The sequence below is a fragment of the Chryseobacterium jejuense genome (assembly GCF_017877355.1).
Classification (GTDB): Bacteria; Bacteroidota; Bacteroidia; order Flavobacteriales; family Weeksellaceae; genus Chryseobacterium; species Chryseobacterium jejuense_A.
In genome coordinates this window covers 247,252-267,770 of sequence record NZ_JAGIPR010000001.1, presented here as the reverse complement: position 1 = coordinate 267,770, position 20,519 = coordinate 247,252, and the positions used below count along the sequence as shown (strand labels likewise).

Annotated in this window: 20 protein-coding genes; 3 read left to right on the top strand and 17 right to left on the bottom strand. The window is 35.7% G+C overall.

What is annotated here, in order from left to right; genetic code table 11:
* Positions 1–127: 127 nt before the first annotated feature.
* Positions 128–502: a hypothetical protein gene (locus tag J2772_RS01165; RefSeq protein WP_209912551.1), complete on the bottom strand. Its 375-nt coding sequence runs from the start codon at positions 500–502 to the stop codon at positions 128–130.
* Between the two features lie 190 nt (positions 503–692).
* Here J2772_RS01165 and J2772_RS01160 point away from each other — a divergent pair, with 190 nt between their 5' ends.
* Positions 693–842 (top strand): bacteriocin-like protein, encoded by a 150-nt coding sequence (locus tag J2772_RS01160; RefSeq protein WP_209912549.1) that lies wholly within the window; start codon positions 693–695, stop codon positions 840–842.
* Positions 843–1,241: 399 nt separating this feature from the next.
* On the opposite strand, the gene J2772_RS01155 is transcribed toward J2772_RS01160, so the two are convergent.
* The 7 genes from J2772_RS01155 to J2772_RS01125 form a co-directional block, all read right to left on the bottom strand.
* On the bottom strand, positions 1,242–1,655 hold the full coding sequence (locus tag J2772_RS01155; RefSeq protein ID WP_209912546.1) for a hypothetical protein: 414 nt from the start codon (positions 1,653–1,655) through the stop codon (positions 1,242–1,244).
* Positions 1,656–1,948: 293 nt separating this feature from the next.
* On the bottom strand, positions 1,949–2,338 hold the full coding sequence (locus tag J2772_RS01150) for a hypothetical protein (RefSeq protein ID WP_209912545.1): 390 nt from the start codon (positions 2,336–2,338) through the stop codon (positions 1,949–1,951).
* A gap of 95 nt (positions 2,339–2,433) precedes the next feature.
* A complete protein-coding gene (bglX, locus tag J2772_RS01145; RefSeq protein WP_209912542.1) occupies positions 2,434–4,761 on the bottom strand; it encodes a beta-glucosidase BglX in 2,328 nt (775 codons plus the stop codon).
* A 69-nt stretch (positions 4,762–4,830) separates the two neighbouring features.
* Positions 4,831–5,532 carry a prolyl oligopeptidase family serine peptidase gene (locus tag J2772_RS01140; protein ID WP_209912540.1) on the bottom strand — a complete coding sequence of 234 codons (702 nt, stop codon included), beginning with the start codon at positions 5,530–5,532 and terminating at the stop codon, positions 4,831–4,833.
* 174 nt (positions 5,533–5,706) lie between these two features.
* Positions 5,707–7,095, bottom strand: a complete 1,389-nt coding sequence (locus J2772_RS01135; RefSeq protein WP_209912538.1) for a glucoamylase family protein — start codon at positions 7,093–7,095, stop codon at positions 5,707–5,709.
* Between the two features lie 67 nt (positions 7,096–7,162).
* Positions 7,163–8,638, bottom strand: coding sequence for a RagB/SusD family nutrient uptake outer membrane protein (locus tag J2772_RS01130; RefSeq protein WP_209912536.1), 1,476 nt, complete (start codon positions 8,636–8,638; stop codon positions 7,163–7,165).
* Positions 8,639–8,643: 5 nt separating this feature from the next.
* A complete protein-coding gene (locus J2772_RS01125) occupies positions 8,644–11,481 on the bottom strand; it encodes a SusC/RagA family TonB-linked outer membrane protein (RefSeq protein WP_209912535.1) in 2,838 nt (945 codons plus the stop codon).
* A 348-nt stretch (positions 11,482–11,829) separates the two neighbouring features.
* On the opposite strand from J2772_RS01125, the gene J2772_RS01120 reads away from it, so the two are divergent.
* Positions 11,830–12,501, top strand: coding sequence for a DUF4197 family protein (locus J2772_RS01120; RefSeq protein WP_209912533.1), 672 nt, complete (start codon positions 11,830–11,832; stop codon positions 12,499–12,501).
* A gap of 41 nt (positions 12,502–12,542) precedes the next feature.
* Entirely contained in the window at positions 12,543–12,848 is a 306-nt protein-coding gene (locus tag J2772_RS01115) for a DUF493 family protein (RefSeq protein ID WP_209912530.1), read from the top strand.
* A gap of 132 nt (positions 12,849–12,980) precedes the next feature.
* Here the strand turns inward: J2772_RS01115 and J2772_RS01110 are convergent, their stop codons facing one another.
* The 9 genes from J2772_RS01110 to J2772_RS01070 form a co-directional block, all read right to left on the bottom strand.
* The gene (locus J2772_RS01110) at positions 12,981–13,331 is read right to left on the bottom strand and encodes an ArsC/Spx/MgsR family protein (protein ID WP_209912528.1); all 351 of its coding nucleotides are present in this window, start codon (positions 13,329–13,331) and stop codon (positions 12,981–12,983) included.
* Between the two features lie 88 nt (positions 13,332–13,419).
* Positions 13,420–14,034, bottom strand: coding sequence for a deoxynucleoside kinase (locus tag J2772_RS01105; protein ID WP_045498229.1), 615 nt, complete (start codon positions 14,032–14,034; stop codon positions 13,420–13,422).
* 27 nt (positions 14,035–14,061) lie between these two features.
* Complete coding sequence (locus J2772_RS01100; RefSeq protein ID WP_209912526.1) at positions 14,062–15,027, bottom strand: hypothetical protein; 966 nt, start codon at positions 15,025–15,027, stop codon at positions 14,062–14,064.
* A gap of 89 nt (positions 15,028–15,116) precedes the next feature.
* On the bottom strand, positions 15,117–16,139 hold the full coding sequence (locus J2772_RS01095) for a glutaminyl-peptide cyclotransferase (RefSeq protein ID WP_209912524.1): 1,023 nt from the start codon (positions 16,137–16,139) through the stop codon (positions 15,117–15,119).
* Between the two features lie 35 nt (positions 16,140–16,174).
* The gene (locus J2772_RS01090; protein ID WP_209912522.1) at positions 16,175–16,558 is read right to left on the bottom strand and encodes a VOC family protein; all 384 of its coding nucleotides are present in this window, start codon (positions 16,556–16,558) and stop codon (positions 16,175–16,177) included.
* Positions 16,559–16,563: 5 nt separating this feature from the next.
* Positions 16,564–17,064, bottom strand: a complete 501-nt coding sequence (locus J2772_RS01085; protein WP_209912520.1) for a GNAT family N-acetyltransferase — start codon at positions 17,062–17,064, stop codon at positions 16,564–16,566.
* A 4-nt stretch (positions 17,065–17,068) separates the two neighbouring features.
* The gene (locus J2772_RS01080) at positions 17,069–17,494 is read right to left on the bottom strand and encodes an SRPBCC family protein (RefSeq protein ID WP_209912519.1); all 426 of its coding nucleotides are present in this window, start codon (positions 17,492–17,494) and stop codon (positions 17,069–17,071) included.
* Positions 17,495–17,725: 231 nt separating this feature from the next.
* Entirely contained in the window at positions 17,726–19,336 is a 1,611-nt protein-coding gene (locus J2772_RS01075) for a Na+/H+ antiporter (protein ID WP_209912517.1), read from the bottom strand.
* Positions 19,337–19,514: 178 nt separating this feature from the next.
* Positions 19,515–20,519, bottom strand: a complete 1,005-nt coding sequence (locus tag J2772_RS01070; protein ID WP_209912515.1) for a bestrophin family protein — start codon at positions 20,517–20,519, stop codon at positions 19,515–19,517.

The window sequence follows — 20,519 nt, the reverse complement described above, 5'->3', positions numbered from 1 at the left end:
TTTCCCTTATCATTCTATTGGGTTCGTGTTTCGTAGTTCTATATTAACATCTGCATCAATAAACGTAATAATTTTCTGAATTTTATCAGCTCAAAGTCAGGAGACTTTGAGCAGCGGAATTTTTAGTCTATTTTAAAAAACCATTTGTTCTTGCTTCTTCAAAATAATTATTCTTTATTATACTGTCTTTTCTGAAAATATACTCTATAGAATCTCCTTTACTTTTTGAAACAGAATCACCTATTTGATATGGAAATTCTAAAATTTTTTGAGTTCCATTAGAATATTTAACATATGGAAAATTATGCTCTTTTTTATTGTTGTAAATATCAATTACTCTTGTATATCTTTCAATAGATAATAATTGTCGTTTTACCAGCTCATTTGAATTTATAATGAGATATAATATTGTAAGTACAAAAATACCTACAAAAACAGCTACAAATATTTTAATAATTCTTTTACTGTTTTTATCGATTTCTATTTCTGTATTATTTCCCATGAACTCAATTTTTAGAAACTATCCTCTTAGCTTGTATCACTCAAAAGTGTTTCTGTAAATCTACATTTATTTATAAAATCTAATTGTTTTTTCAATAGATAGTGATTTTATTTAAACTTTTTTAATAAATTCGTTACAAGCGGACCTCGAAAAGCTTACAGAGTAGAGTAACCAGAAACAAATTAAACGTATGAAAAATCTAAAAAAACTAACAAAGACTGATTTAAAAATGATCTCCGGCGGATGGGTTCCACAACCGGGACAAAGCTGTCCAAGCGGAACTTGTCAATACCGCGAAAACGGAGCCTGCAGAATATATGATGCTGAAAAATGCATTTAAAAGATAAGCCTGACATCAGTCAGGCTTTTGTTATTATCAATTTTTATAAATACTAGGAGATTGTATGGTAGACTTCCCTGTTTTGCAGCAATATAATTGATAATTGATACCCAAAAACTAGACTGGGTAGATATAAAATAATATAAGTAATATTGAATCTTAACACCAATATCGTTATCATTTATTACTTATCACTCATACCCTAGCCCCGATAGCAACGGTTACCCCGCAGCAAGCGGTTGGCCCTTCGACTTCGCTCAGGGTAGCGCTTTGGCGCGAGGAGTATGAGTGGATAGCGGGATGAAGCTCCTGAAAAAAAGAAGATATTTAAAACCTGGAATATAAATCCATAAAAAAACCACTCTTTTCAAGTGGTCTTATATTTTAAAAAATTTGATCTTACTGATAAATGACTACATCATCCTTTTTAATTTGATACCTGGTTTTCTTGTAAGGAACTAACACATATGTTTCTTTAATATAGCTTCCGCTTTTCCAGATTTTGCCTTTTCCTTCTTTTTCAAGAATAATGCTTTTGGCATTTCCCTCCGGGATAAAAATTTCGGCCCGCTTCATATCTTTACTAAAAATAACAGCCGTCATGGTAGTATAGCTTTTATCTGAACCTACTTCCTTTAATTTGATTTTCTGTTCGAAAACCTTTACACAATTATTTCTGATTTGTGAATAGGTATAACCTGCCGAGCCTATACAACCATGAACATCTCTATCACCTCCCAAAACCGGAGTTTTTTGTTGGGCAAAAATTAAAGAGCCAAGGAACATCATGCTAAATAAAATTGGTTTTTTCATATTTAAATTATTAATGTTTTCAGTGGGGTAAAAGTGTTTTGGAAATAAAGATATTAATTTCATTCCTAGTTACAAAACACATTATATTTTTTAAACAACATAAGTCTTGTTCTATGGAAATATCCTTAAGCTATTTTTATCTTATTTGGATTGGCATTCATTATCCAATGATCTTCATTAATTGGCATGAAAATCCCGATCGGCATAGCCTAATCTGCCAATAACTCGTTTTATATACTCACAAAAAAAGTCACCCTTTCGAGTGACTTACTTTTTTCTTTGAAAATCTGATTTTATTGATAGATTACAACATTATCCTTTTTAAGCTGAAATCCGCTTTTTTTGTAAGGAGTTAATACATAACCACCTTTTTTCCAAGCTTTTGCTTTTCCTGCTCTGGTAAGAATTACGCTTCCTCCTTCTGCATCTTTAACAAAAACTTCAGCGTTCTTTTTGTCTTTGCTGAAAATAACCGCTGCGATATAATCTCCTTTTGTAGCAACTTCTTTTAGTTTGATTTTTTCTTCAAAAGTTCTTACACAGTCTTTCTTGATCTGTGAATAGGTATACCCAGCTGAACCGATACATCCGTGAGCATCTTTGTCGCCGCCTAATACTGGTGTTTGTTGTGCAAATGCCAAAGTACCAAGGAACATTGCGCTCAATAAAATTGTTTTTTTCATGTTGTTTGTATTATTATGATAACTAGGATGGGTATTAATAAAAACCATGCCAAAAAACCATAAAACACATCGCTGTGAAAAATTTTCTTCACTTTTTACTTTGTCCAATTGACTTTAGAATGTTTCACCTCATCGGAGCTTGTTCCGATCATAATATCAAACTCTCCTGACTCCCAGTCGTATTTCAACTCTCCGTTGTAGAACTTCAGGTTTTCAGGAGTGATCTCAAAGGTTACTTTTTTGGATTCTCCTTTTTTCAAAAATATTTTCTGGAAACCTTTCAATTCTTTTACGGGTCTTGTAATACTTCCCACCATATCTCTGATGTAGAGCTGAACTACTTCTGCACCATCATAGTTTCCGGAATTGGTTACCGTAACAGATGCCTGAATAGCTTGATCTCCCTTCGGATTAGGATTGGAAATACTGATATCAGAGTAGTTGAATTTCGTATAGCTTAATCCATAACCGAATGCATACAATGGAGTATTGCATTCATCCATATAATTGGAACGGAATCTTTGGTACTCACACTTATCAGTCAGTTTCTGATCTAACGGGCGACCTGTATTTTTAGCATTATAATAAATAGGAACCTGTCCTAAGCTTCTTGGGAAAGTCATTGGAAGTTTTCCTGACGGGTTTACTTTTCCGAAAAGAACATCGGCCATTGCATTTCCTGCTTCTGAGCCCGGGAACCATGCGTTAAGAATGGCATCAGGAGTGTCTTTTACATTCGTTAGTGCTAGCGGACGGCCTGTGAAAAGAATCATAGCGATTGGTTTTCCTGTCTTTTTCAATTCATTGAGCAGGTCCACCTGAGATTGAGGAATGGTGATTTCTGATCTTGATGAAGATTCTCCACTCATTTCTGCAGATTCTCCAATTGCCAGTACAATAACGTCGGCTTTATTGGCAATATCTACTGCTTCTTTTAACAATTCTTCTTTTGAGCGGTTGTCTCTATCGGTTTTCTTTCCGTGAGCGGCATAGATCTCTTCCAGTTTTGCATCATAATCAATGTTAGCTCCTTTTGCGGAAAGGAATTTCACTTCTTTACCATAATTCGCCTGAAGTCCCTGCATTAAATTAACTGAAACGTTATGTTTTGTAGCTACACTCCATGTTCCGGCCATGTTGATTGAGTTATTCACCAAGGGACCGATCACTGCAACAGTTCCTGATTTTTTTAAAGGTAACACCTGATTTTCATTTTTCAATAAAACCATTGATTGTGCAGCAACATTTCTTGCAATGTTACGGTTTTCCAAATTGTATACTTCTTTGGCTGCTAATTTTGCATCACCATGCTTGTATGGGTTATCGAAAAGACCTAAGTCATATTTTGCTTCCAGGATTCTTCTGGCTGCGATATCAATTTCAGCCTGAGTAACCTTACCTTCAGATAATGATTTTTTTAAAGTGGTTAAAAAGCCCTCTCCTACCATATCCATATCAACACCTGCTTTTAAAGCCAATGCAGAAACCTGCTGAAGATCTCCCATTCCGTGATCCACCATTTCATTGATCCCGGTATAATCAGTTACTACAAAACCTTTGAACTTCCATTGGTTTCTCAATACTTCAGTCTGAAGCCATCTGTTTCCTGTTGCAGGAACTCCGTCCACTTCATTGAAAGAAGCCATTACCGAAGCTACTCCGGCATCTACAGCGGCTTTATAAGGTGGAAAATATTCGTTGAACATTCTTACATGGCTCATATCAACCGTATTGTAATCTCTTCCGGATTCTCCTGCTCCATATAAAGCAAAGTGCTTTACACAAGCTAATATATTGGTGCCATTGGCCAGATCTTTCCCCTGATAACCATACACCATATTTTTTGAAATTTCACTTCCTAAATACGGATCTTCTCCAGAACCTTCGGAAACTCTTCCCCATCTTGGTTCGCGGGAGATGTCTACCATGGGTGAAAATGTCCAGTTGATCCCATCAGAAGCGGCTTCTCTTGCAGCTACTTTTGCAGATTGTTGCACAAGATTCATATCCCAGGAAGCGGCTAATCCTAATGGAATAGGAAAAGTAGTTTCGTATCCGTGAATAACATCCATTCCGAAGATCATTGGAATTTTCAAACGGCTTTTTTCAACAGCTACTTTCTGAACTGCTTTAATTTTATCCGCTCCTTTTATATTGAATAACCCGCCTACTAACCCTTGTTCTACTTTTTTTCCGATATCTGAACTCTGAGCCATACCGGTAGTAAAGTCTCCGGAGGTTGGAAGGTTCATCTGACCTATTTTTTCATCCAAGGTCATTTTAGATAAAAGATTGTCTACAAAGGCTTTCTTCTTGGCCTGATATTGTGCAGTCTGATAAGACTGTACAGGCTTGTCCACCATTTCCTGAGCGGAAAACACTGGTGAAAGTGCCAGCGTTGCAAGTACAATTAACTTTTTCATAAATCTATCTTCTTGTTATTATTGTTTTGATTTTTATGAGTTTTCTTTCGTTGAACGAAATATGTATTCTTATTTTTCTTTCTTTTTAGACAGCATCCATTCATACAACTGTGGATTTGAATAGGCTGAATCCCATGAGTTATGATTATCATTCGGGAAAATCACCAATTCTGCTGTCGGGTTCACAGGATGAAGCTTCTGGTAAAACTTAAAAGCATTTTCCGGCAATACTATATCATCCATTCCGCCATGGAATATTTTCATATTCAAATTTTTAAATTGCTGAATATTGGCCGTCATCACCTGATCTGTAGGTGCACAAACTGAAGCTACCGCAGCAAACATCTCAGGATGTTCCATAGCCAGTTTTAAGGTTCCCCAGCCTCCCATAGAAAGACCGATAAGGTAAATTCTGGAGGCATCAATTTTATATTTTTTCTGAATTTCCTTGATCAGATTATACACTGTAACCGTATCCCACCAGGTATCTGCAGGACATTGTGGTGCCAAAATAGCCACCGGTTCCTTAATCAGGTTTTTATAAGTGAATGGGCTGTGAGCTTTTACCAACTCAAGATTATTTCCTCTTTCTCCAGAACCGTGAAGAAACACAATCAAAGGAACATTTCCTTTTGTATTTTTAGGATAATCCAAGATATAGGACATTTTTTCCTGCCGTTTAACTTCTTTGTTCAGTTCTGCTTTTATTTCCTGAGCATTGAGCTGTAGGGAAAGTGGCAGTAATAAAAGGGGAATATGTTTTAATTTCATAGTGCTATTAGATCTTGGCTAACGCCTTTGGATTTGGTTTTTATTTTGTTTTTCTCGCAGATGAAGCAGATTATTGTGTTTGAGCAATCATATAAATTTGTTTTATCTGCTACATCAGAAAGCTTTATTTTTTATCATTGACTGAAATGGTCTTTGTAAGCTTATTCCAATCAATTATTTTATTCCATATTTTGCAGATTGGAAGCTTAGTTTTTTCAATCCCTGTTGAATTTCAGGAGCATTCATGAATAACTTCCAAAGGAAACCGGTTCTATAATTTTCAATCATGGGCGCTATTGTTCCCTGATCTATGGCCAGATATCTTGGTGTAAACCAGTTGTTATAATTGATGGATGTCGCATCGTAAGGTCCTGCTGATCCGATAAATTCAGGCTTTTGAGTATAGATGAATCGTAAAAAATCCATGGATTCTTTTGGAGTGTATGGAAAGCTGCTCAAGGCAGCTGTTGGCGTTATGACTCCATGGTCATTACCTGGCATGTGAGCGGTATAGCCTGTACTTCCATTCTCATTCCTTGTATATCCGGCTGTTAACCCCCAATAGTTTGGGCCGTAGCCTTTCCATTGTTTTGGATTTTCAACACAGTATTTATAATCAATAAGGGTTTGATTTTTATTAATATCAAAATAGTTTTTCACTAATTTATCGGATAATCCTGTAGGATCAAGCCCGACGTATGAATATTGAGCCCAGAAAAGTGGCCCGCCGTATTCTTCGGCATAGTTGTGTTTTACATACAGAGGTAATCCGTATTTTGTTTTGTCTGTAAGGTAGGTTCCGTTTCTGGTCCAGCCTTTATAATAAGTTTCTGCATCTATGGAATAAGTAGGTGACGATGCCGCAAGAATATACGTAATCAGACATTCGTTATAGCCTTCTAATGGAAAATTCATTTCCCATTGGTATTCGGGTGACCAGTGCCAATACAGCACTTTTTCTCCGCCTTTGGTATACCAGTTCCATTGAATTCCTTTCCAAAGTTCATCACATTTTGCTGCTAAAGCTTTTTCTTCTGCATTTCCGTTTTTAAAGTATTCACGAACCATCAATATCCCTGAAGTAAGGAATGCTGTTTCTACAAGATCTCCGCCATTATCTTTTTTTCCAAAAGGAATGGTTTTTCCGGTCTCTCCATTGATCCAATGTGACCATGCGCCTTTGTGGCGGTCTGCTTTGGCCAGAAAATCCATGATGTGAGTCAATCTTTTCACAGCCTCTTTTCTTGGAATGAATCCTCTCTCCACTCCTACCAGTAAAGTTGCCAATCCAAATCCCGAACCTCCTGTTGTAATAACATGTTTATCATTATCAGGATAAATATTGTCCTCATGATAACGCTCTCTTCCCAACATAGAATTGGGTTCTGCATACTCCCAAAAATATTTTAGGGCATCTTTCTGCACTTTATCCATCAGCTGTTCATCTGTAATAGTGCTTTTAACGCTATTATTTTTAACGGTTTGTGGTTTAACCTGAGCATTTTTACAGGAATAAGCAAAGAATAAAGATGTTACGGCAATTGACAATAGGGTCCTTTTCATTGGTATCGTGTTACTGGTTATAAAACCAGAGGAGAATTTTCACTCTCCTCTAGTTTATGGTTATTGATTAATATCCTGGGTTTTGTTGAGACAATCCACCTGCTTCCATGATAAATTCATAAGGAAGTGGGAATAATTCATGTTTTCCAACGATGAACTTCTTACCTCCATCAGCAGCCATTGCCGCCTGTGCCTGACCTGTTCTTACTAAGTCAAACCATCTATCATGTTCAAAAGCTAACTCTAATCTTCTTTCCTTCCAGATTGCTGTTCTTACATCTGCCTGAGAGGTAGCTGGAGTTGGAGTAATTTTAGCTCTTTCTCTCACCTGATTTAATAATGGAATAGCAACACTTGTTTGTCCTAATTCATTCAATGCTTCTGCTTTGATTAACAAAACTTCAGCATATCTCAGATAACGGATATTGGTATCTGTTGCATCTTTATCATAGAATGCTGAAGAATAAGCCTTATAGTTATAGAACTTGTTCTCTACTGTACTAGGAATATATCTTCCGTCATACAATGTCATATCTCTATGGATAATGGTAGCATCTCTTCTCTCTTTATCACCTTCTGCTGTGTAAGCATCATATAGTCCTTGAGTAGGTGTTGCAAATCCCCAGCCCCAGCCTCCGGTACCACGAACTCCCTGGACTTTACTGTACTGTTGGATAGCTCTTCCTGCATCAGCACCTGAACCTTGAATTTCAAAAATTGATTCAGCATTATTCTCTCCAGAAACTTTATAAATATCAATAAAGCTAGGAGTTAAAGAGTAGCCTGTCACTAAATCACATTGTTCAGCAGCTAGTTGCCATTTTTTCTGATAAAGATAAACTTTAGCCAAAAGAGCATGAGCAGCTCCTACTGATGCTCTTCCTACCTCTGTTCCTCCATAAGCTCCTTTCCCTGGCAATGATTCAATAGCTTCTTTCAGGTCTTTTTCAATGAAGGCATATATTTCTTCTTTAGAAACTCTTGTTAGCTGCATTTTTTTATCCTCAGCATTTCCTAAAATAGGAACACGATCTACCAAAGGAACACCTCCAAAAGATTTCACAAGGGTGAAATACATAAATGCTCTCAGAAATTTTGCCTCACCCATTAGCCTTTTACGCAATTCAGAGTTTGCTTTATCTAATTGCGGGATATATTTTAAAGCCTCATTACATCTATTAATTCCCTGATAGTTAGACGCAAAAAGTTCTTTAAAAGATGGTGTTGTAGCAGTAATATTCAATGCATCCAAAAGGTTTTTATCAGATCCGGTATCTCCATCAGTAGATCCTTTATCAGCATCATCAGAAATAATAGAAGTAACCCCTATCCAGGCAAATGTGCTCATATTCCAGTCTAAAAACTTAGCATAGATAGAATTCACAAAGTAAGTAGCTCCATTATCATTATTAAATTTTTCAAGATCATCAATTGTCATTGACTCCGAGGGTTTCACATCAATAAATTCATCACTACAACTTTGTACAGCAGCTACTGAACCTAATAACATTAAAGAGACTAATAATATCTTATTTCTTTTCATTTTTTCTAAAAGTTTACGTTTACACCAAATACAAAAGATTTTAACGTAGGGTAAGCATTTAATTCTACCCCTGCCATTTTGTAAGGATCCCCTTCTGTTTTCGCATCTGCCGGATTATATCCTGATAACTCTGAGGAATATCCTGAATATTTTTGCCATACAAAAGGATTGATCGCGCTTACATAAAACTTCACTGATTTTACATAATCTACTACATTCCTCACAGTATATCCAATTGAGATATTATTAATTCTAAAGTAATCCCCATCTTCTAAGAAATAAGTGGAGGCAATAGGATTATCTGTATAAGGCTTTGGATGATATGAATTCTGATTGGATGGAGACCAGTAATCCTGAGCTACTGAAGATTCGATATTTACACTGTTACTTCTCTGCGCTTTTTTACCATTATAAACACTAAACCCAAAGGCTCCATATCCATTTGCTGCAAAATCCCAGTTCTTATAGCTTAAAGAAACATTGATTCCCAAAGTAGATTTAGGAATATAAGAATTAAAATATTTTCTGTCTCCTGCATCAGCAGATCCCGTAATACCATTTCCATTAAGGTCCTTATATTTCATGTTACCATTAGCATCTACCCCATCATATTCCCATAAATAGAAGCTTCCCAAAGCGTGTCCGACAGTGGAACTGTTAAATAGTTTGACCCATTGTCCATTGCCCAGATCTCCACCACTCAACTGCGCAATATTTTTGCTTGTATCTACTTTGGTCAATGTATTTTGATTGTAAGAATAATTAGCTCCTAAAGAGTAAGTCCAGTTTTCGCCCACTTTATCAGCCCAGTTCAATGAAAATTCCGCTCCTCTGTTTCTTACTGCACCTACGTGAGAATAATAAGTTTCAGACTGTCCTGAAGTAATATAATTGGTAATTCCTAAAATAAGATTGTTGGTTTCTCTGTTATAAACATCAATACCTCCGGTTAATCTCTTATTAAACAATCCAAAGTCCAATCCTAAGGATGATTCTTCAGTAACTTCCCATCCTAATACAGGATCAAACCCTTTGTTGACAGTAATACCATTACTTACCGGATTAGCATTTCCAAAACCATAGTTGTAATCTTTACCCGAATTCAAAGGCAGGTAATTCAAAGGAACTCTTTGATTACCTAATTTACCCCAACCTCCTCTTAATTTTAACAGATCAAAGAATCCATCTTTCATAAACTCTTCTTCAGAAATAATCCATCCTGCTCCAAATGATGGGAAAGTTCCCCATTTTTGACCTGCTGCAAACTGTGAAGATCCATCACGTCTTATAGTTGCACTTAGTAAATAACGGTTCATTAATTTATACTGTGCTCTGGCAAAATAAGAAACAGTAGTATTCCTGTCGTATTTCACAGATTTCAAACTTTGAACATTATTTACATAATCGGTTCCGTTAAGGTTCCAATAATTAGAATCATTCAACAACAAATTTTTTCTTTTTACAATAAGCTGGTCAATACCATTTCTTACTGTAGTTTCAGTACCTATTGTTGCTTCAATATCGTGAACTCCGAATTTTTTATTATATGTTAAATAATTGGTTAATGACCAGTTATAATAATCTTCCCGTGTGTTTTCTAAAGTATTAACAGGGTTCGTATTTGAGAAGCCTCCAGGCACCCTTGTAGGTTCTTCTGCAAGCCATATATCAACCTCATTTCTAAAATTATAAGATTTATAGTTTGAATACTCTCCATTAAACTGAGAAGTAAATTTTAACCCTTTAATGATATCTATATCTAACTTCAAACCTCCTTGCAGCAAAGTATTTTTGTTTTGCTCATTATTAAGCAATAACTGGCTTACCGGATTGGTAACATCATTAAATTTTTTCCCTGAATAATCTACAAGTCCTGTCGTTTCATTTACAAAAGGCATCCCAAATTGTCCTGAAGGATAATAAACAGGAACCATAGGAGATTGCTTATAAGCAGTTGTAAATGCATTAAAAGGTTTTGGAGTCGTTTTTGTGAATGCTACACTGAAATTTTGAGAAAGTGTAATTCCTTTAGTAATCTTGAACTCATTATTAGATCTAATGGTAGCACGATTATAATCTGTACCTCTTAAAATAGATTGTTCGTCATAATTACTTAAACTGAAAAAGTATTTCACAGCCTCAGAAGATCCGGATACTGAGAGGTTATGCTGATTGTAAACGCCTGTTCTTGTAATTTCTTTAAACCAGTCTGTATTCACTGGTTGATTGGTAGAAAACCTATTCAAATTAAGAGCCGCATTATTATAGGTTGCAAACTCTGACGCATTTGCCATTTTCACAGTCTTCAACGGACTTCTCACACCTACTAATCCATCATAAGAAACGCTTAACTTTCCTTTTCCAGACTTCGTAGTAATAATAATTACTCCATTTGCTGCTCTGTTACCATAAATTGCTAATGCAGCAGCATCTTTCAAAATATCGTAAGTAAGAATATCATTCGAGTTGATATTATTGATATTTTCAAGGAACATTCCATCTACAACATATAAAGGAGATCTTCCTCCTGTTACCGTTCCCAGACCTCTGATCATTACCATAGGCGTAGATCCCGGCATATCAGATGCCATAATCTGTACCCCAGCTGCTTTCCCCTGAATGGCCTGTGAAGCATTCAGAACTTTGGTTTTGGTTACTTCTTCTGCACTGATGGAGCTAATGGATGTTGTATTATCCACTTTCTTACGGCTACCATATCCGATCATGACCACTTCGTCAATCTTCTGAACTTTAGCAGAGTCTTTTGTAACCTGTGCATTCACGTTCATCCCGAAGTATAAAACTGCGATGAGGCATGGATACTTTAAATTACTTTGTTTCATATAGTTTCAATTTTATTCGTACAATCAGATTTTCAACATTGTCTCATTTTGAAGCATTTAATTTCTCAAATGAAGACATTAGCCAAAAATAGAAAAAAAACCGAAACATGTTAATATATCTTAAAAATTCAAAAACAATCATATTTTTTTACATAAAATCACCAATAAAATCAAATTAAACAATTTAAAACCAAAATTAATATCAATTTAATGTCAAATCATTAATAACAAATTCATGTTTTCAACAAAAAAAATCACCAAATAATTCACTAATCATTAATATTTTGTTAAATAGATAATAGTATTTACCTTTGGTGCAGTTTTTGAAAAAAGCAATAAAAAAGATTAATGAAAAAATATATCATTGCAGCGGCTCTTATAGTGGGGACCGGTGCCATTATTACCACCACTGTACAATCCTGTACAACGCTTGCCACTTCGGACATGGGTCTCTCCATTATTAAAAGAATGCTACTCAATGGTATTGACAAAGGAATGGGCGTTTATACTAATAAAGATGCCTTCCTACAAAATAATATGGTAGATAAAGCTCTTCCGAAACAGCTTAGGGAAATTAACTCTATGCTGGAAAAAATTGCTCCTTCACTGGTTGCTAAGGAAAGAGATTATATTGCCCAGGCAGCTGCTTACACTGTAAATACTTCGAGACCTATCCTACAGGGTGCCGTAAACAGTTTAAACGCTCAGGATGTAACCAGAATTATTGAAGGAACTACTGCTACACAGATCCTAAAAGAGAAAACATCCCAACAGCTTATTGCAGCTATCGCTCCGAAAGTGGATGAAAAACTGAACGAATATGGTATTGTGAAAACCATCAACACTGCTTTGGCCGGAAGCAATTTCCTGGGCAGTCTTTTGGGTGGTAATCAAAATACAGTAAACGCAGGCGGATTAAGCCAGCTTGCTTCTGAACAACTGGTAGCCGGGCTCTTCAATATCATTGAAGATTACGAGCATCAGAACTCCAAGTCCCTGTTAGGGCCATTTGGAAAATAGAAAAAAATTCGTTATATTTATATATTATATTAGAATTGAAGATGGATATATTACAAGGAAATCAACACGCAAATCCTGAAGATTTCTATAAATCTTTAAAGGAAAAACTGGAAGGTCATCATGATTTTCCTGAGGATTATTTATTTAAATTTATTATTCCTACAGACCAGTTAAAACTTACTGAAATTTACAAAGTTTTTGATGGTATTAAATTTACATTGGGAAACCGCGAAAGTAAAAATGGAAAATACACAGCCTGCAACATTAATGCATTTGTATTAGATGCAAACCAGGTAGTGAATATTTATCAAGAAGTAGCAAAAATAGAAGGCGTTATTCTATTGTAAAATAAAAAAGGCAGTCAGAAAAATGAGGGCCTTTTTATTGGAATACAGAACGAGAATTAGATCTCGCTTCTATTTAAAAACAAAGTTGCGGCTGTTTCTTCGAAACAGCCGCAACTTATATATATATATTTATTATTTCTCAATAAAGAATTTTACATTTTCAATAGGTCTTCCCAACATCGCTACTGAGCCTTTTACCAGGATAGGTCTCTGGATCAGGGAAGGATTTTCAGAGAGAATCTTAATCCATTCTTCTTCCGAATAATTTTTATCTGCATAGTTTTCAATATACAGCTTATCTGTCTTTCGAATAATATGAAAAACACTCTGATTAAGCTTTTTCAATACGGTTTTAATCTCCAGAATACTTAGTGGATCTTCAATAATATTAATGATCTCAAAAGCCACCCCGTTTTCATCAAGATACTCTAATACTGCATTTGACTTTGAACAGCTTCCGTTATGTAAAACCTTCACTAACATTTCTAATTATTTTTAAAAATTAAACTTGTCTATTACAAATTTACCAAGAATTCAATGGACATTATCTTAATATTCTGATAAAAGTTTGTTAAAACAATCCGTGTAATTCTGTTTCAATTTTTTCCAGGATCAATCCAAAATCTTCTGGTTTTTCAACGAAATCTAAATCGTCTACTTCAATAATCAACAGTTTTCCTTCTGTATAGTTGGAAATCCATTTTTCATATTTCTGATTCAGTTTTGAAAGGTATTCAATGCTGATAGACGCTTCATATTCACGTCCTCTTTTGTAAATTTTCTTTACCAGATTCGGAACGTCTGATTTCAGATAGATTAAAAGATCCGGTGCGGAAACAAATGATTTCATCAGATCAAAGACAGATGAATAGTTACTGAAATCCCTGTCTGAAAGAAGGTTCATATCATTCAGGTTTTCTGCGAAGATATGTGCATCTTCATAAATAGTACGGTCCTGAATAATGTTTTTACCACTTTCTCTGATCTCTTTTACCTGGCGAAATCTACTTCCCAGAAAATATACCTGCAGTGCAAAGCTCCATTTGCTCATATCTGAATAAAAATCCTCCAGATAAGGGTTGTGATCTACGTCTTCAAATTGTGCATCCCATCCGTAATGCTTAGAAAGCATTGTGGTTAAAGTTGTTTTTCCTGCTCCAATGTTTCCTGTAACTGCAATATGCATAATATTCTTTTTCCTTGTATTTACTAATTAATTGATAAGCTTTTCTCCGCCTGCTGCCTGAACTTCAGAAGTTTCTTCCACCAACTTTTCCAATATATTGTCAGAGGGTTTCTTTTCAGTTTCTCCTCCATTGGACTTTTCTTCAACATTTTCTACGGGTTTCTCTGTAGACTGCTCTATGGTCTGAAGTTCAATTTCCTGTTGTTTTTGCTGTCTGGCTTCCTTTACTTTTTCAAGGCTGTAAAGATAAAGCTTGTTCCCCTTGATTTCAAAATAAGAAAGGATGTTTTTATCCACAATTTGTGCTTCCGGATCTTCAAAAACAACACTCATCCCTTTCTCTGGAACATATTTTAAGATTGAATTATTGGCAACAACCAATATAGTATCATTTTCTCTTCTGAATCGTTTTCCGTTATCTATCGGGGCTTCAAATAGTGTTTCGAACTTCAGATTATAAATTCTGATATGTTTTTTGGTGAGAACATATACTTTAGTTTCATACACCAGCAAATCCATCAGATCCTCAAAACTGATATCAAAAGGAAATGAATTGATGGTGGTATCATTTCTGAAGTTATATTGTATCAGACGTTTTGTACTGTCATCCAGTAGCCATAATTGTTGCAAATCCTCAGCATAAGCCATTCTGATAAATCCAAATTTCTGTTTAAAATCAATTCGCTGGATTTCGTTCATATTCTGATCCACAAATTTCATTTCCTGGGCATTTTCAGAAAACAAAGGCACATTCAGAGGATTTTGTACGGTTTGTACTTTATAAGGAACCGTAAGCATCATTTTCCCGATCTGCTTCCCTAAAGAATCATATTTGGTAAAGCTAAAGTCCTTATTTTTATAGATGTACAGGTTTCCGTAGTCATCAGCGAGCATATCTTTAGCTTCCTTCAACTTCAAAGTATCCAAAGGAAGGATGTTCTGTGCCGCAGAGGAACAGAAAATGAAAATGCATATCAGATAGATTAATCTCAAAATTCTTTTTACTAAGATAGCGCTCCTCACAGGAACGCTACCAATTTACATCTTATTTTATTTGAATAGAAATTGTTATGAAAGTTTTCTTATTTAATAACAACTTCATAAATCTTCGGCCAGTTCTTCCCTGTTACCAACATATTTTCACCTTTGAAAGCAATTCCGTTCAGAACATCATCACTTCCTTTGGTATTTTGTTTTGCAATTTCTGTGAAATCAAATGTCCCTACCACTTCTCCGGTTGCAGGATTAATTTTCAGGATGATGGGTTTTTGCCATACGTTAGCATACAGGAATCCGTTATGGTATTCCAGCTCGTTCAGTTGGTCATATGCCTGTGAGCTTCCTGCTACTGCAATATATTTAATCAATTTTGAAGGATCATGAGCATCCAGGAAATATAAAAGTTTGCTTCCGTCTGAAGCGATCAGGTTTTTCCCATCATACGTTAGTCCCCAACCTTCACCTAATACGTTTGGATAAGCAAATTCTGAAAGTAATTTCAGTGAGCTTTTATCATAAATATATCCTTTTTTACTTTGCCAAGTTAACTGGTATACTTTGTCACCAACAATAGTACTTCCTTCTGAAAAATCCTCCGGAGCCTGTTTTGTGGAGGCAAGTGGTGTAGTTGTTCCCAATGTATATTTCAGGATTTGTGAAGATCCGTTCTGACCATCGCTTTCATAAATGGTATTTCCCTCTGCCTGGAATCCCTGTACAAAGTTTTTCGGATCGTGAGGATATTCTGCTACAATCTGATAAGCAATATTTTTTTCAGGATTTTTTGCAAAAACATTAATGGTTGCATCCTGGTTCAGCACTTCTCCACCTTTTGTTTTGATATTGAAAGTAACCGCGTTATCTCCTAAAGTAAAAAACTTCGGATCAATGGTAAGGTCTGTAGTTTCTTTATCTCCAAAGCTGATGGTTACGCTTTCTGCATTTTCCGTTACTTCTTTCGGAAGCTGAAGTTTATCACCGAAATGGTATCCTTTTGCTTCCATTGAATTATTATAAGTGTTTAATGTATCAAGAATCTCTTTATCTTTATTACAAGATGCCAGTAATAGAATTGCTGCGAAACCCGCTATTATATTTTTTTTCATTGACTTTCTAAATATTTCCCCAAAAATAGCAAATTTTATTCCGTATTGCCAATATTATCCGTAGGTTCACCAAATTGTAGGATATATCCGTTGTTATCATATACTGCAAACTCTCTCATTCCCCATTCAAAAGTTTCAATTTCATAGCAGATTTGGGCCTTTGTTTTAAGATCTTCCCATAATTCTTCTACTTTATCTACATTAAAATAAAATGATCCCGTAAAACCGATAGCAACATTATTTTCATGCTCATTAGGCAAAGCAAACATTATGTAAACATGATCTTTTCGAAGTGAAGCCCAATGCCATTCATCATTTCTGCTTAACAATTCAAAACCGAGAATATGAATATAAAACCCTATGGTTTCATCCAGATTTTCAGTCCAAAGCATGGGTCTGAGCCCGGTGAATCTGCTCATGATTTCTATAGTTCAAATGTATCTCTGTGAATTTTCATATTGATTGAAACCCAGTTTTCATCATCAATTTTCACTTCATTCTTTACATCCGGATCAATAGTAAAGCCTACTTTCTTATAGCATTCAATAGCTCCGATATTCCAATCGTATACATTAAGTTCTGCCAACTCTCTGTTGAAATTATTAAATCCGTATTTCAGGAGTTCCTGCATTACTTTTTTCCCGTAGCCTTTTCCACGGTTGTTTTCATCCCAGATCAGAATCCTTCCCAACAGAAAAGTTTTCTCTTTTAAGAATATCTGGGCGTGTCCTATTGTAATTTGGTTCTCTGCATCAACTATTTTGAACAGGGTTCTGTTTTCATCAGACAAGTCTCCTTCAAGCTGATCTTCCGTTAAAGGAAAACGGTACATGGGGCCGGCAAACTGAAGGAGTGCTCTTTGATCTTTTATGTTTGAAATTAATTCCGACGCGTCTTGGATATGAAAAGGCTCTAATACTACCATTCTTTTATTTTTCCAGATATTCTTTCAGGCTTTGGCCTAGAATTGAATTCCAGCCGCCTGTAAAATTTTCTCTTGAAAGTCCTTCTCCCAAATCCTTGAAGTTTTCAATATCTTCATGGGTTAACTTCACTAAAGTTCCATCATCTTCAGATTGCAGTTCCCATGTAACGGTTGTTTTTTGGTCTGAAAAATCAGGATAACACCAGCTATGTTTTAATTTTTGATTGGGAATAATTTCAAGAATTTCACCTTGATGATGGTATTTATTTTCGCCTCCTGGTTCGTAGAAATTAAATACCTTTCCTACTGCCAGTTCAAAATCCTGAATATCGAAATACCAGCACTTCATTTCACTTTTATCCGTTAATACTTTCCAAACTTTTTCAGCTGGAACATTTATCCTGTATTGAACGGTGATTGGTGTATTCATATTATTAAAGTTTGAATGAACTACTCAATTGTTTTTAGTCACAAAAGCTTTTAAATACCAAGCTATTTTAAGAGTAAATTCTTGCTGTTGAGAAGTACATTTAAGTTTTGAAAATCTGTAAATTTTCAATTTGTGAACTTTATGCAAGTTAGTATTAATCTTAACCTTAGCCTAAATTCTTTTGTGACTTTTGTGGTTTTATTTTTATGTTATTGTAAAGGCTTAATATTATCAGTGAGAGAATCCTGTAATTTTTGCTTCATCAAAATCCAGCTGCATTTCAATGGTTCTCATCACATGATCGTCAAATATTTTCTCTTTTTTCATTCTATGTAATTCATTTCTCTGAGCCTGAATAACCTGACGAAGTACATCTTTATTCTCATTGACTGCCGTTACATAATCTCCGGTAGAGGCCATGCACTGGGCTTTATCTGCCATCAGCATCATTTCGTTTTCCAGTTTATGCTTTTGATGACGAACAAGGCTGTTAGACACTGCCAATTCAGAAAAGTCATTATCTAGTTTATGCAAAGCTGTTTCTTTAAGTTTACGCATGAGGATAACTTCCTGCTTTTCTTCCGGCAATTCACCTCCTGCATCCTGAATATTCAATAATTTCAGAATCGGACTCAGTAATAATCCCTGTCCAACCAAGGTAATCAGGATAATAACAAAAGTTACGAATAGAATGATATTTCGGTGCGGAAATGCTTCTCCATTAGGTAAAAAGGCAGGAATAGATAATGCTGCAGCCAACGATACAACACCTCTCATCGCTGCAAAACTGATGATAAAAGGTTCACGCCAATCCGGTTTCGGAACTTTTAATCTTATTTCTTTAGAACAAAGCCTTGGGAAATACATCAACGCATAACTGTAGATGATTCTGGTTCCGATGATGGCTCCACCAATCACTACACTATATAAAATTCCTTCCGAAATAGTATAATCTGTTAAACCTTCTACAACAATTGGCAATTCAAGACCAATCAGGATAAAAATGATGGTATTCATCAGAAATATCAAAACACTCCAGACGTTTCCGGATTGAATTCTTGAGGTATGGCTCAGGTAGCAATGAGAATTGTAAGACATCAACAATCCACCGGCAACCACCGCCAATACTCCTGAAAAATGGAAGTGCTCTGCTCCCACATACATAATGTAAGGAACAATCAGGGTAATCACCGTATCTATATTGGAGTTTGTAGGAATAATTCTAAGTAATGCCCCAAATAAAAAACCTACAGCTACCCCCATTGCAATTCCACCAATGGCCATGGTAAAGAAATCCTGAATGGCATCTCTCCAGATAAACTGCCCTGAAATAACGGCTGCCAGAGCAAATTTAAAGACAATTAAACTGGATGCATCGTTAATCAAACTTTCTCCTTCCAGAATACTGGTGATCTTTTTAGGGATTTTCATGTGTTTCAATACTGAAGTAGCGGCTACAGCATCGGGTGGTGAGTTTACTCCACCCAACAGAAACCCCATCGCTATGGTAAGCCCAGGAATAATAGAAGATGAAAGGTAGGCAACAACGATGGAAGTTAAAAACACTAATCCAAAAGCCATGGAAAAAATCTGTTTTCTCCATTTATGAAAATCCTGCCATGAAGTAAACCATGCAGCTTCAAATAAAATAGGAGGAAGAAAGATAAGAAAAACAAGATCGGGCTCTATCTCTACACGCGGCATTCCCGGAACAAAGCTTATCAGCAATCCTGCAATCACCAGGAAAATAGGATAAGCGACTTTCAGCTTCTGCCCTATCATTACCAATATCATTACAGACAGTAAGACTACAATGGATATTATAACATAACTGTGAATCATTTCGATTTAGTTTTTTTAAGTATTATTTTTTGTTATTAGAACTAAAAATTTCAGAGAAAATTGGCTAAGGCAAATATTTTTTTGATTTAAATCTTATAGGTTTGTTTTTTATCTCACGTAGATTTTGCAGATAACACAGATTTAAATCTAACTCCAATTCTTTCTTAATCTTTTAATTTTAAAGTACAATATTGTTTTTTGGAGTGATTGCCGGTGGGAGATCGGTTTCATCCAGCATATCTCTCATATCAATTTCAATGGTACGGCTTATCTGGGTAATAGGAACATCGTTGGCACTTCCTTCAAAAGGGTTTACTGATGACTCTCCTACACTGTCTAATGTATGAAAGCACCAAGTCACCAATAATGAGAAAGGAATATTGAACCAAATTGTCCATCCTTCCAGCATGGAATCCTCTCCCAGTTTATCAAATTCTTTCAACATTCCGAAAGGAACAAATACAATAAACAACAACAAAAGGTAAGTTGTAATGGATGAGAAATTCCTTGGATAAGGGAAATTTTTAATTCGTTCTGCTTTTCCCTGACTGTCGGTAAATTTTACCAGCTGCTGATTGATCTGCGTCCATTGAAAGTCATTAATCTCCCCTTTTTCATACGCTTCAGACAATTCTTTACTTTGACTGGCCATCAATTGCGTAGCTCTGTTCTTTTTGCCAAGAATATACTGAAGTTCTGCTTCTGAAAGGTATTTCTTCAGTTCATCATCCAGTTTTGAAAGCCTTTCCGGAATGTCATATTTTTTTGCATATTCATCAAACTCGGCAGTTCCCATATTCTCCCAGACTCTTGACTCTCTGAGCTGAAATCTAAGTGCCGTAAGCCATGCATAATGACGAAGAAACATTTCTTTTACTTTACCGGGATCTTTAGCATTAAGAGAATCCCTTAGAATATATCCAAAGCTCCGACTGTCGTTAATAATAGCTCCGTAAATCTGTCTTGCCTCCCAAAGCCTGCTATAGCTCGCATTATTCTTAAATCCTACGATAAAGGCTACTGCAGTTCCCATGATGGCGATGGGCTGCCATGGCACGGAAAGGAATTTAAATCCTAAAAAATATAAAATAGTAGGGATTGCTGCCAATACAATTAAGGCATAAATGCTGCGGCGTGTCCAGGTAATGAATTCCCGTGCACTAAATCTTTTTCCTGAATGCAT